The organism is Metabacillus mesotrionivorans (assembly GCF_052171315.1).
Taxonomy (GTDB): Bacteria; Bacillota; Bacilli; order Bacillales; family Bacillaceae; genus Bacillus_P.
In genome coordinates this window covers 256,486-269,065 of sequence record NZ_JBQMFF010000003.1, presented here as the reverse complement: position 1 = coordinate 269,065, position 12,580 = coordinate 256,486, and the positions used below count along the sequence as shown (strand labels likewise).

The window sequence follows — 12,580 nt, the reverse complement described above, 5'->3', positions numbered from 1 at the left end:
TTTGAATAATCGACCGCCGTCTTACATTAAACCGATGATCAAAACGGAAAAAATTCAGGCTGAAAAGGGACTGAATTTTTTTCGTTTCAGTGAGAGAATGGAAGAAAGAATACGTCTAATGGGGCAAAGAGGGCAAAATGGGGTGAATGGGATGGACGGACAGGAACTGGAGAGGATGTTCAGCGAATACGGCGACGATGTGCACCACTTTCTTGTGTATTACAAGGGCACACATGATGTCGAAGATGATGTTCAGGAAGTGTTTTTAAAAGCATTCAAAAGCCGGTTCAGAGAGGAGAGCCATCCGAAAACCTGGCTGATCAGCATTGCGAGAAGGCTTGTTATCGACCAGTGGAGGAGGAAAAAATTCCTCGCCTGGATGCCCGGCAGGCGGGAAGTAAAAACACCGGATGAGATTCTGCTTGAACATGAGGAGCTTAGTGAAGCATACAAAGCGATTTCAGAGCTGAAGGCAGAATACCGTGATGTGATTATGCTTAGAATTGTCTCTGAGCTTACAGTGGAAGAAACAGCACATGTTCTTGGCTGGCCAAGAGAAAAAGTAAGCCGGACGTATTACCGGGCTCTTCAGAAATTAAAGCAAAACCCACGGTTGGAAAGAGGTGCTGAGCTTGAATTATGAGAACATGAAATTCCCCAGAAAAAACATGTCTCCTTCACAAAAACAGTCCATTCGTGCACGCTTGCAGAGAAAGCAGGCTCCTATTACACTCATGCACCGTTTTTTTCAGATAGCTGCTGCCGCTGTCCTGCTCCTTGGCATTGGTCTTTTCTCTGTCTATCTGGCAAATGAATCCGGCAGGAGCGGCGAGCAAATGTACTCAATTGATCTGCCTCAGGGATTGGACATTTTGAAAAGTGACAATGGTCTTGTATTTAAACAGGGAGAGCGCACAGTTGGAGGAGCTGTACTGAGTTCGACTGAGGAAAAACAAAGTCTTGAAGGAGGTGCTGGAATTTTTGAGAAAAAGGAGATCACGAACCTGGCCTATCCTGCAGAACGATTGCTTCAGCACGTAAAGACAATGACCGCTGTGCAGACCTATCATTATTTCTTGGAACTTGAAGACGGGACAGTTGTTCGTGTTTATTTTCATACACCGTATGTAACAGAAAAGCAGGCAGAGGAAGCAATTAAGACGTTTCGGGCAGGGGACTGAATGGAGTTTGGCCCCTTATAAGTCCTGAATTAAATGTTTGACGCAGTTATTCAATCTGTGTTAATTTGTATATGCAAATGATAAAAGGAATGATGCAAATGAACGAAGAAGAACAAGTACTCATGCACTGTTTGTATTTTACGGCGAGCCGATTCGCTCGAAACATGACAAAACTTGCTGAAGACGTTTTTGATGCGGGTGACCTTGCGCCATCTTATTTATACTTAATCATGACCGTTAAATTTCATCCTGGAATCACTCAAAAAGAGCTGTGCAAAAAGCTTTCCATTGCTCCATCAACAAGCACCAGATTTATCGATAAGCTTGAAAAGCAGGGGCTTGTAAACCGGAAAGTAAGCGGCAAGCAGTCTTTTATCTCACTTACGAGTGAGGGAGATAAAATTTATACACAGTTCCGGGCATCGCTGAAGGATCTGTTTGAGGAATACTCCGCTGTTCTTGGAAAAGAATTCAGCCTGGAATTAAGCAAGTCGCTGCATGAGGCGAGCAATAAACTAGAGAAAAGAACGTAAATTTTTTTGTGTATTCATTTGCATGTACAAATGTTTTCTTTTTTACACAATCATTTGCATATACAACTATTTAAGGAGAGATATAATGAAAACATTAGTCATAGCTGCACACCCGAATTTATCAGGGTCAAACGTTAATAAAACATGGATGAACCATTTAAATAGAGAAGAAGATGTTACGGTTCATGACCTGTACAGTAAATATCCGGATTTTAAAATTGATATAGAGCGCGAGCAAAAGCTCCTGCTTGAACATGACCGGATTGTCTTTCAATTTCCGTTCTACTGGTACAGCAGTCCGTCTCTTCTGAAAGAATGGCAGGATGTGGTGCTGGCATACGGCTGGGCATATGGCTCACAGGGAACAAAGCTTCACGGAAAAGAGTTTATGCTTGCTGTTTCAACGGGAGGACCGGAAGCTGCGTATCAGTCAGGAGGCTACAACCATTACAGCATGAGCGAGCTGTTCAAGCCGTTTCAGGCAATGGCTAACCTGACGGGCATGCGCTTTCTTCCAGCGTTTGTCGAGCATGGGGTAAGAACGCTGAATCAGGAACAAGTAAACGAAAGTGCAGAGGCACTGATCCGTCACATTAAAGCAGATTTTTAAGGCGCAGCATATAGAAAAGAGGCTGGGATATAAATATAAAAGGGTGAATTTGAGTATAAACAAATCAAATTCACCCTTTCTTTCTATATCAGGCTTCTGTGGCGTACAATCTATCCTCTTTCTTACGTGATAATCTTCATCCCGTGTACAGATAGCAATCACCTTACATTCGCAGTGTCTGACTCACATTCTTTTTCTGCCGGAAAAAATAGACCAGCTGCGGGACGGCAATACCCAAAAGGATAAGCATAATGCCGGCCGTCTGCAGCAGGTTCACCGATTCTTTCAGAAAAAAGACAGAGCAGAGAACGGCTGCAGGCAGTTCTGCAGCCCCGACGATTGTGGCGAGTCCTGACCCGATTTTAGGAGTACCGACTGAAAACAGCACAACCGGAATAAACACGCCGAAAAAGCCGAGAGGCAAGGCGAATTTCCATAGTCCTGCCTGCAAAGAACCATTTGTCATAAAATCGGGAGTGAAAAGAATGGTGAGGAAGATGGCAGCCCCAAACGACATGAACAGGCTTCTGTTAAGCGATGGAAGCTCAGCTGCTACCTTCCCGCTTGCAAAAATAAACAGAGAAAACGAGACGGCAGATAGAAGACCCCAGATGATCCCCGGATCCGTCAAGCTGATGGCTTCTTTCCCGAACAGATTGCCTGCCATAAAGGTGCCTATGAGCAAAAGAAGGACAGCGAAAAGCTTCGCGCTGTCAGGTCTCTTTTTCAGATAAAATGCCTCAATTAAAATGCCGATCCACGTAAATTGAAACAGCAGGATAATCGCAATGGACGCAGGAACAGTCTCAAGTGATTTGCCGTAAAAAATTCCTGTGAAACTTGTTGTCGTCCCCGTCAGCATTAAGAAAAGCGCCTGTTTCCATGTTGCTTTTTTTCTTGAAAAGAGAAGGGCGCAGGCCAAAAAAAGAAGAAAGCCAGTCACATACTGGCTGCCGATGACTTCTTCCACTGAATAGCCCTGTTTATAGGCAAGCTTGATAATCGTTGAAATAATGCCGTAGCTGCACGCTCCAATAAAGACGAGAATCGAATATTTAATCAAAGTGAAAAACTCCTTACGAAACCAGTTTGAGGCCGACCGTTGCCGAAATGATCATGCTGATGAATAAAATCCGTTTCCAGCTTTTTGAATCCCCGTAGAACAAGATGCCAATCAGCGCACTCCCGGCAGATCCAATTCCTGTCCAGACGGAATAGGCAGTCCCAAGTGAGATCGTCTGCAGGGACTGATTCAGCAGCAGAAAGCTGAGCGAAAAACCTGCAATCATAATCAGCAACGGAACAATTCCTTTAGATTCCTTCATTTTATTAATACCGATAACACCGGCTACTTCGAACAGACCGGCACCAATTAGAAACACCCAGTCCATTATATGGAAGCCTCCTCTTTTTTGTCATCAGACAGTGTTTTTAACCCAATAACCCCGCATACTAAAACGGCGATTAAAAGAATTTTAACCAGCTGGAAAGGCTCGTTAAAAAACAAAATTTCTGCTATAACGGTTCCGGCTGCCCCAAGTCCTGTAAAAACAGCGTAAACCGTACTGACAGGCAGTCTTTTCGTTGCACTGATCAGCAGGTAAAAGCTGATGCAGATTGTGATGATGGTTCCAAGCCATTCAAGCCAGCTGTCTGAATACTTCAGGCCGGCAACCCAAATGACTTCAACAAAACCGGCCATAAATACTTTTGTCCAATCTTTGTTCATGATAATCGTCCCTTCCTTATTTTTCTATAACGGCAATGAGAATTGATGATAGGCAGAAAAGCGCCTTCTTTTTCGAATGATATTTTGGATGCCTGTCAGGGCTAAACGGTCGGCTCCGCTTTTCGTGGTGTCCAGCTCCGCCTCCCAGCTCCTCTGTCAGAACGGAACCGTCGGCAAAGGCAAAAAACGCCTTCACCGCCGTTTCCTTATCTGACTCCCGGAGCTAAACGGTCGGCTCCGCTTTTCGTGGTGTCCAGCTCCGCCTCCCAGCCCTTCCGTCAGAACAAAATCCCCGAAAAAGTCAAACCCGGACTTTTTTGGTGATTTCTTTTCTGCCTGTCAGGGCTAAACGGTCGACTCCGCTTTTCGTGGTGTCCAGCTCCGCCTCCCAGCCCTTCCGTCAGAACAAAATCCCCGAAAAAGTCAAACCCGGACTTTTCCGGTGATTTCTTTTCTGCCTGTCAGGGCTAAACGGTCGGCTCCGCTTTTCTGGTGATACCATTCCAATAAACACGAAAACAGCTGTCCAGCCGTTTTTGCACGCGCGAAGGTCCGCCGTACAGCATTTCGGCGAAAACTGCATCTGTGACACCCATATACGCCGTAGCCGCTTCAGCTGGTTTTACAGTAAGATCAAGCTGTTTTTCGAAAACACCGATGAGCAGTTCTTCGAACGTATCGAGGTACTCATAAACTTTTTCCATGACCTCCCGATATAAATGTGAGGGGGGCAAAAAGCTGATTCTCAGCATGAATTTTGTTTCCGCCTCTTTTTCAAAGCGCTGCACGTAATCCGTCAGATAACGGAACAGAATGTCGTTAAGCTGGGGCTGTTCAGGAGAAGAAAATGAAGCTTTTACATACTCAATTTCCTTCTCAAGAACATCAGTCATCGCTTTAAGGAAGAGTTCATCCTTATTTTTAAAATGAGTGTAAATCGACTGTTTCTTTATTCCAACTTCTGCAGCAATGTCAGCCAATGAAGTACCTTCATAGCCATGATCGGCAAATAAGCGGATGGCCGCCTGTTTAAGCTGTTCTGAGGTCACTTGGAAAACCACCTTCCTGACGTTCGTCAGGAAAAGTATATGGCAGGCAGAATTGGAAGTCAAATAAATAAAAATACAAATTTTTCTATAAATTCAGGTAAAATGAACGTTTATGCATCCGTTTCTATAACTTTACATTGTCATGCCGTTTTATTACCTGTTATGCTTGTATACAGAATGAATATAGACTACTACAATCAGGAGATTTATATAGATGAAAAAAACCCCTTTGATTCTTGCAGCAAGCTTCTTTTTAGGAATGATTTTTTCTTCAAAACCATCAGCAGAGGAACTAACAGCAAATGAACCGGCGATTGAAAGCGAATCCGCCGTCCTGATCGATGCTGACTCCGGCCAGATTCTTTATTCGAAAAAAAGCGATGCCGAGATGTACCCTGCAAGTGTGACAAAAATGGCCACAGCCATCTATGCGATTGAAAATGGGAATTTGGATGATATCGTAACCGTCAGCGAAAATGCCAGAAATGCCGACGGGACAAGAGTGTATCTTGAAGCAGGTGAACAGGTGACCCTTAAAAAACTGATTCAGGGGCTCATGATCAATTCCGGGAATGATGCCGGTATTGCAATTGCTGAACATATAAGCGGAAATGTAGAAACATTTTCAAAGGAAATGAATGAGTTTTTGAAAACGAAGGTAGGGCTTGAGGATACCCATTTTACGAACCCGCACGGTCTTTTTGATCCAAATCATGTCACCACAGCGGAAGATTTGGCTACTCTGACTCAGTATGCATCACAAAACGAAATCTTCCGGGAGATCTTTTCAACAGCCGAGCTGAAATGGGACGGGGAAACCTGGGATACAACTCTCCACAATCATCATAAACTTCTGCAGGCGACACCGTATGAAGGAATGGTGGGAGGGAAGAACGGATATGTCAGCCAGTCCGGTTTTACGTTGTCAACTCTTGCTGAGAGAGAAAATATCCGGCTGATCGCTGTAACGCTGAATGCAAAGACAGACCGTATGTCGTACAAAGATACGGTCAAGCTTCTGGATTACGGCTTTGCCAGCTTCACTTCGGAATTTGTCGCTTCTGGAACGTATTATAAGGATAAAGAAGGACAGGAATATACTTTGGATGAGCCTCTTTATTATGCAAGAAAAACAAATGAAACCATTTCTTCTGATGTGAAAACGGACGGAACCTTGACGATTGACGGTGAAGATGGCCGGGAACTCGCCAAGCATCCTCTTGATCCTGTGAAACCTGAAAAAGATGAGCTGATGAAAAGTACAGTCGCAGATGTGGAACCATCATTCAGCAAAAGCGTTCTGCATGATCATCTGAAGTTCATTGTCATGATTTCATTTGCTTTAGTGCTGATGCTTGTCGGGTACTTTTTCAGGCAGGTCAGACGTTCATAAAGAGTAAAAACCTTTCTCCTGCAGCGGAGAAAGGTTTTTTTTGCGATTTATGCAAGTTTGCTGTTTTTTCTTGCGTATACGAAGTAAACCACAGCTCCAATGGCAATCCAGATGATAAAAGAAGTCCAGGTGATAGCTGGAAGACTTGTCATGAGATAGATGCAGAACAAGGCGCTGACTGCCGGGAATACAGGAACGAACGGCACTTTAAAAGCACGTTCCAGGTTCGGATGAGTCTTCCTCAAAACAATTACGGCGATTGAAATGAGTGTGAAGGCAGCGAGTGTACCCATATTGACAAGGTGGGCAAGGGTTGTCAAATCGACAAAGCCTGCAATTGCTGCTGCAACAAACCCTGTAATCCATGTATTTTGGAAGGGTGTTTTAAAAGATGGATGCACCTTGGACAGTCTTTTTGGAAGGAGTCCGTCCCGGCTCATGGCATAAGAGATTCGTACCTGTGCATACATCATCACTAAAAGAACGGTTGTAATTCCTGCGATAGCTCCCACTGATATAAGGCCTGCAAGTGAATTCTGCCCTACAAACTGAAGGGCAAAAGAAACCGGATCTGCTACATTGAGTTTTGTATAAGGAACCATGCCTGTAAGAATGAGAGATACAACCATATATAGTGCCGTACAAACTGCAAGGGATGCAATGATGCCAATCGGAACATCTCTTTGCGGTTTTTTTACTTCCTCTGCAGCAGTTGCTACAGCGTCAAATCCAATGTAAGCAAAAAAGACAGTAGCCGCGCCGGTTACGATGCCTTCAAATCCAAATGGCACAAACGGGGTCCAGTTTTCAGGCTTTACATACCAGACGCCTGCCACAATAAATAATAGAATCACAGCCAGTTTAACAAAAACCATAATGTTATTTACCCGCGTGCTTTCTTTAATTCCTTTTGATAAAAGGGCAGTGATCAGAAGGATAATAATGACCGCCGGCAAATCAATCATTCCGCCTTTACCTGCTCCGGGAGCTGATGTCATGGCTTCAGGAAGCTCCAGTCCAAAGCCTGCTAAGAGAGATTGAAAATAGGCAGACCAGCCGGTCGCAACGGCAGACGTTGCAAGCAAGTATTCAAGCATCAAATCCCAGCCGATCAAGAAAGCAAAAAACTCTCCCAGGGTTGCATATGTGTAAGTATATACACTGCCTGATATTGGAACGGTTGATGCAAATTCCGCGTAGCAGAAGGCAGCGAGTGCGCAGGCAATACCGGATATGATAAAGGAAAGGATAAGAGCAGGACCTGCTGTTTCAGCTGCTACCACACCTGTCAGTACAAAAATTCCTGTTCCTACAATCGCGCCTATCCCGAGTAAAGTCAGGTCGAATGCACCCATAGTCCGTGCCAGGGATTTTTGCTGACTTTGCGCGAGCAAGTCAGTAATTGACTTTTTTCTAAAAAGTGAGCTCATGTATATCCTCCAGTAAGTTAGTCTTGAAAGTGAATAAAATGTAGTATAATGTCGAAAGTGAAAGTTGTCAATAATTTTAGAATATTCTTTTTAAATATGTTTTATCTGTTTCTGTAAAAGGATTTTCACATATAATAAGTTGGTTTTGCGGTATTATCAGCTTTTACTTTATCCAAATTTACGGAATTTATTTACCGGCACTTCTTTCTGCACCAAAAAGCCCGGTTCGCAAGCGAATCGGGCTTTTGGTTCAAGTCAAAACTTCATCTGATAATTTTCAATTTCCCATAAGTGGACTGTATTCCTGTATTCGTGCCATTCCGCTCTTTTATGAAGAAGAAATTGCCGGTACACATGAGAGCCGAGAACCATTTTGGCAAGCGGACCCTTTTCCATTAGATCAAGCGCCGTTTCAAGGTTGTCCGGGAGATGCTTGATTCCTCTTTCCATCCGGGCGGATTCCGTCATGCTGAAGATGTCATCATGAACAGCGGGCTTCGGAAATTCCGACAGCGCGATGCCGGCCATTCCTGCTTCAGCAATTGCGGCGTATGCAAGATAGGGATTGGCGCTTGGATCCGGATGCCGCACTTCTATCCGTGTTGCGGCACCCCTTTTTGCAGGTATACGGATAAGGGTTGACCGGTTTGAAGTGGACCAGGCAATATAGCACGGGGCCTCAAACCCCGGTACGAGACGTTTGTAAGAGTTAACAAGCGGATTGGTAATGGCAGTCAGCTCTTCAATATAGGTGAGCACCCCATTAATAAAATAATAAGCTTCGTTTGAAAGCTGCATATCATCATTTTCATCAAAGAAGATATTTTCCCCGTCTTGAAGGAGGGAGATGTTAACATGCATACCGGAGCCGTTTACCCCTTGCAGAGGTTTAGGCATAAATGACGCATGCAGGTTAAATTGTTTTGCGACATTTTTTACGACCCACTTGTATGTTGTGGCATTATCTGCTGACGTCAGGGCATCGTTGAAACGGAAATTGATTTCATGCTGCCCGTTGGCCACTTCATGGTGGGATGCTTCAATTTTGAAGCCCATTGCTTTCAGGGTGCGGTAGATTTCAAGACGGACTCTTTCTCCCAGATCATGCGCGGGCTCAAAGTATCCCCCGGTATCGTGGGGATTTGTCGTGGGATTTCCGTTTTCGTCGGTTTTAAACAGGAAAAACTCCAGTTCCGGACCGATGCTGATGCTGTATCCAAGCGACTTGGCTCTTTTTGCGGCGAGCTGCAGGACATATCTTGGATCTCCTTCATAAGGCGTCATATCCGGATTTAATATGCTGCAAAGAAATCTTGCTTCTGCATATTTTTCCTCGACTGACCACGGAATAATAGCGAACGTGCTCAAATCCGGCTTGAGGTATAAATCAGACTGGTTAATAGGACAAAAACCCCTTATGGACGAACCGTCAAACATCATTTTTCCCTCTGCAGCCTCATCAATCTGATCGGCCGTAATGGTGACGTGCTTTAAATTTCCTTCCAGATCAACAAACTGAAGATGCAGCAGTTCGACATGCTTTTCAGCTATTTCTGCTTTTATTTCGCTTAACGGATCTAAAATAGTCAACACAAAGAACACCCCGATTTTTTAGTTTTAATTTCGTTTACGAATGAATTTTGAAAAATCGAAGGATTGTATTTTTTGTTTCAGCAGGCTGCGCTGAACGGTCACACCTTCCTCTCTCAAACAACGCATACGGAGTTAGCTGACGGATTCGGACGGTAAGAGTCGCCCGGCCGCTTGATTCAGCGGCTTCACCCCGGAAAATTGGGTCCCCCGTTCCTTAACGGATTCTGCGGATTAGGAAATAAATTGAGCCTATCATACTCCTGGATAATTTTACTTGTAAAGGGATGAAATACCGGGTTTTTATAGATGAATATTAAATCAATCTCTGTTTTTCTTCTGTTTACTCTCGTTTTCTCTCTATCTCAATTTTATTTGAGCAGCTGTCGTTTTTGCAGTCTGGTATAGACAGTGATTTTTTTAAAAAAGAAGATGCAAAGAAAAAAGAGTATGCTCAATTTGCATACTCCCTTTTTGTTCCTGTTATTTAGTTCTTTCATTCAAGGAGCCGCTCTAGATCCTTATCAACCACAAACACTTCAATTCGTTCGCCCATCTTTGTGCTGATATCGCTGTGGCTTGAAAGAACCCTGCAGCCCGTGCAGTTTTCTACAATTTCTTCAAATTTTTTACTGTACATTTCACGCAGAACCTGTCTCATTTGTTTAACGAGTTTTCTGCCATTTTCGTTTTCAACCAGATGTTTTTCCTCAACTGTGAGAACGCCCTTAAACCGGGCAATGACCATATCATGGACAATGTAGGTTCTTGTTTCCTGCGGTCCGCGTCCGATTAAATCCCTTTGAAGCTTGATAAAGGCTTCACTTAATTCCATTTCCAATTTCTTTTTAGGCGACACAGCCATTTGATTATACCCCCGGCACAAATGCTTTTGATTAGGATGAACGGATGCCGTTCAAGAGGATTTTAGAAGATGGCAAGATCCCCCTTGAGCTTTGCATCATTAGACGAGTTTATCTTACTTACCCGCCATGACCCTGTCAATAGCATTCTGTAAATGACAGGAAACAGAGTGTACAGTTGACAGGCTGATACAAGTGGGAGAGAGAAGTGAGATTTTTTAAAAACGTGAGGAAATAAGAGTAAGAGAGAGAATAATAGACTAAAGGTCACTAAAGTCCTTGTTTTTTAGTGTATTTCCTTGTTTACACAGTTTTATCGCAGGAGTAAGATAATCTCGTAATCACGAATTGCATATCGGCCTAGTCCCGTGACACGGGAACGGAGGAACCAATTTTTTGGGGTTAATTCTGCTTTTGCAGAAAGGATGAGATCTTTCGCCATCCTACCCGTCAGCTAACTTCGTCGGCTAAAGCGAAGGAGGTCCAAAGACCGCCTTAACAGGAGTCTTTTTTTTACTGCCTTTTTTTAGGCAGAGAAGAGGCCTGGGGACTGTAGAAGGTCTTTTTGATTCAGCAATTCGTTTGAAAAAGGAAAAACGGAAGACGGAACGCAAAGAGGGCTGCGGCTTGCTGGGCGTTAAGTAGACCAATGAGTACTTTTTCTCCAAAACAGCCATATGAGAATGAATCATGCCGGGCAGCTGCCTGCTGATTTGATTACATATGCACTGGGTTGGGGGAAGAGTAAGCATTGGTCTCTTTTTTTGTTCTATGGCTGATTGATCCTGAAAGGGTTCATGCAGCAGGAGAACAAAATGCACTGTCAATCATGGAACGATTCGGGGGATAACGATGAATCAGACACTGGTTATAGGCAAGGGGGATTTATTCGTTTCTGTTATAGAGGAGATCAACGTTCACCGCAAACACGCAGATGTGATGTCTTATGAACAGTATGCGTTTGAGCTGACAAACTCAAAGGGCGGGAATACAAGACTGGATAATCTGCTTGAACTTGAAAAGAGATTTGACGGCTATCAATCTGTCTATATTATTTCGGATTCAATCAACGAAGGATTTGAACTGACGGCTTTTTTCTCTGATCTGGGAACGATGAGGATTGTTGTGATGACAGATGACAGCAGGCATTATGATCTTTACAAAAAATTAGGCGCCAGATATGTCATTTTCAGCAAGCCGGCATCATGCTCCTATTGGCTCGGAGAATTGAATCAAGTCTAAAGCAGACAGCAAAAATCAATTAAGGAGGTGGATCTCTAAAAGAGATATCAAACCAGAACTGAATACTTAATCGCTTAATTTCACAATGAAATCGGGGGATCCAATCTTTTGCGGCAAATTGCCGCTTGGGGTGAATCCATCTGAATAAGGTGGCAGGGCAGCTCTCATAGCCCGAATCCGACAGCTAACCCCGAAAGCGCGATGAGGGAAATCGAAACTGCAGGTGCGGCATGCTTTTTAAGTGATGCCTGAAACCGCGGAAGAACCCTCTTCCGCGGTTTTTTACTGGATAAATCGTGAATTAAGTGACTGTCCGTCTGTCTGGCGGAGAAAAGATGGAGCGAAAAGGCGGGGAAGGTCATGGAAGCAATGCTGATTTGCATACCGAGCTATACGAGGCTTGGGTGCCTGGATGAGATTCTCCCTGAGAACTCGTCGCTGTCCTTTATTACGGGAGATTACAGTGTAGAAAGTCATTTAAGATCCAAAGGGTTTAAAACCATTTATTTTATCAGGCAAAATGCCCAGTATCTGCTCATAAACGAGCCTGTCTCAAGAGTGCTTCTTCTCGAGGACAAAATAGCCGAGACCTGCAGGCTGATGGAAATACTCAAAGCAAGCGTCAGAGCGCCGATTACAGTAATTACTAAAAAGGCGAATTACCCGGCCAGGCTCTATGAACTGCTCGGTGCCCAGCATGTCATGTATTCAAAAGCAGATAGCGTGAAATTTTTGATTCAGTAAGAACGGGGGGATTTTACTATGCTTGACATCACCATGGCGGTGTCTTTTGCAGCTCTTGCGCTGCTGATGGCCGGACTGATCAGCTGGTCTGAAAAGATTGTGAACGAAGGAAGGGAAGAAAAGTGATGATTGTTTTGCTTGGCGGAATTGCCGCCATAACGCTTTATTTGCTTTATGCACTTGTTAACCCGGAAAAATTTTAACTTGCGGAGGAAA

The 12,580-nt window shown here is 44.0% G+C and carries 15 protein-coding genes and 3 riboswitches; of the genes, 8 read left to right on the top strand and 7 right to left on the bottom strand.

The window, feature by feature from the left end:
* The first annotated feature begins 151 nt into the window (after positions 1–151).
* The 4 genes from ACTSEZ_RS11290 to ACTSEZ_RS11275 all read left to right on the top strand — a co-directional run bounded on the left by ACTSEZ_RS11290 (position 152) and on the right by ACTSEZ_RS11275 (position 2,324).
* Positions 152–643 (top strand): RNA polymerase sigma factor, encoded by a 492-nt coding sequence (locus tag ACTSEZ_RS11290; RefSeq protein ID WP_369734307.1) that lies wholly within the window; start codon positions 152–154, stop codon positions 641–643.
* A complete protein-coding gene (locus ACTSEZ_RS11285) occupies positions 633–1,181 on the top strand; it encodes a hypothetical protein (RefSeq protein ID WP_369734306.1) in 549 nt (182 codons plus the stop codon). Before ACTSEZ_RS11290 ends, ACTSEZ_RS11285 begins: the two co-directional genes overlap by 11 nt.
* A gap of 98 nt (positions 1,182–1,279) precedes the next feature.
* Positions 1,280–1,714, top strand: a complete 435-nt coding sequence (locus tag ACTSEZ_RS11280; protein WP_369734305.1) for a MarR family winged helix-turn-helix transcriptional regulator — start codon at positions 1,280–1,282, stop codon at positions 1,712–1,714.
* Between the two features lie 85 nt (positions 1,715–1,799).
* Entirely contained in the window at positions 1,800–2,324 is a 525-nt protein-coding gene (locus ACTSEZ_RS11275) for an NAD(P)H-dependent oxidoreductase (RefSeq protein WP_369734304.1), read from the top strand.
* Positions 2,325–2,487: 163 nt separating this feature from the next.
* On the opposite strand, the gene ACTSEZ_RS11270 is transcribed toward ACTSEZ_RS11275, so the two are convergent.
* From ACTSEZ_RS11270 to ACTSEZ_RS11255, 4 genes are all read right to left on the bottom strand, one after another.
* On the bottom strand, positions 2,488–3,387 hold the full coding sequence (locus tag ACTSEZ_RS11270; RefSeq protein ID WP_369734303.1) for an EamA family transporter: 900 nt from the start codon (positions 3,385–3,387) through the stop codon (positions 2,488–2,490).
* Between the two features lie 13 nt (positions 3,388–3,400).
* Entirely contained in the window at positions 3,401–3,715 is a 315-nt protein-coding gene (locus ACTSEZ_RS11265) for a DMT family transporter (RefSeq protein WP_369734302.1), read from the bottom strand.
* Positions 3,715–4,053: a DMT family transporter gene (locus ACTSEZ_RS11260; RefSeq protein WP_369734301.1), complete on the bottom strand. Its 339-nt coding sequence runs from the start codon at positions 4,051–4,053 to the stop codon at positions 3,715–3,717. Before ACTSEZ_RS11260 ends, ACTSEZ_RS11265 begins: the two co-directional genes overlap by 1 nt.
* A gap of 467 nt (positions 4,054–4,520) precedes the next feature.
* The gene (locus tag ACTSEZ_RS11255; protein ID WP_369734300.1) at positions 4,521–5,102 is read right to left on the bottom strand and encodes a TetR/AcrR family transcriptional regulator; all 582 of its coding nucleotides are present in this window, start codon (positions 5,100–5,102) and stop codon (positions 4,521–4,523) included.
* Positions 5,103–5,316: 214 nt separating this feature from the next.
* On the opposite strand from ACTSEZ_RS11255, the gene ACTSEZ_RS11250 reads away from it, so the two are divergent.
* On the top strand, positions 5,317–6,495 hold the full coding sequence (locus ACTSEZ_RS11250) for a D-alanyl-D-alanine carboxypeptidase family protein (RefSeq protein WP_369734299.1): 1,179 nt from the start codon (positions 5,317–5,319) through the stop codon (positions 6,493–6,495).
* A gap of 47 nt (positions 6,496–6,542) precedes the next feature.
* Here ACTSEZ_RS11250 and bcaP read toward each other — a convergent pair whose 3' ends face one another.
* The 3 genes from bcaP to ACTSEZ_RS11235 form a co-directional block, all read right to left on the bottom strand.
* Positions 6,543–7,925: a branched-chain amino acid transporter BcaP gene (gene bcaP / locus ACTSEZ_RS11245; protein ID WP_369734298.1), complete on the bottom strand. Its 1,383-nt coding sequence runs from the start codon at positions 7,923–7,925 to the stop codon at positions 6,543–6,545.
* 255 nt (positions 7,926–8,180) lie between these two features.
* Positions 8,181–9,518, bottom strand: a complete 1,338-nt coding sequence (gene glnA / locus ACTSEZ_RS11240) for a type I glutamate--ammonia ligase (protein ID WP_369734297.1) — start codon at positions 9,516–9,518, stop codon at positions 8,181–8,183.
* 105 nt (positions 9,519–9,623) lie between these two features.
* Positions 9,624–9,757: riboswitch (cyclic di-AMP (ydaO/yuaA leader) on the bottom strand.
* A gap of 254 nt (positions 9,758–10,011) precedes the next feature.
* Positions 10,012–10,380 (bottom strand): Na-translocating system protein MpsC family protein, encoded by a 369-nt coding sequence (locus ACTSEZ_RS11235; protein ID WP_369734296.1) that lies wholly within the window; start codon positions 10,378–10,380, stop codon positions 10,012–10,014.
* Positions 10,381–10,725: 345 nt separating this feature from the next.
* Positions 10,726–10,862: riboswitch (cyclic di-AMP (ydaO/yuaA leader) on the top strand.
* Positions 10,863–11,230: 368 nt separating this feature from the next.
* Here ACTSEZ_RS11235 and ACTSEZ_RS11230 point away from each other — a divergent pair.
* From ACTSEZ_RS11230 to ACTSEZ_RS11220, 3 genes are all read left to right on the top strand, one after another.
* Positions 11,231–11,620, top strand: coding sequence for a hypothetical protein (locus ACTSEZ_RS11230; RefSeq protein ID WP_369734295.1), 390 nt, complete (start codon positions 11,231–11,233; stop codon positions 11,618–11,620).
* Between the two features lie 61 nt (positions 11,621–11,681).
* A riboswitch (cyclic di-AMP (ydaO/yuaA leader) is annotated at positions 11,682–11,833 on the top strand.
* A gap of 147 nt (positions 11,834–11,980) precedes the next feature.
* Positions 11,981–12,364, top strand: a complete 384-nt coding sequence (locus ACTSEZ_RS11225) for a hypothetical protein (RefSeq protein ID WP_369734294.1) — start codon at positions 11,981–11,983, stop codon at positions 12,362–12,364.
* A gap of 125 nt (positions 12,365–12,489) precedes the next feature.
* Positions 12,490–12,567, top strand: a complete 78-nt coding sequence (locus ACTSEZ_RS11220) for a potassium-transporting ATPase subunit F (protein WP_369734487.1) — start codon at positions 12,490–12,492, stop codon at positions 12,565–12,567.
* The last annotated feature ends 13 nt before the right edge of the window (positions 12,568–12,580 follow it).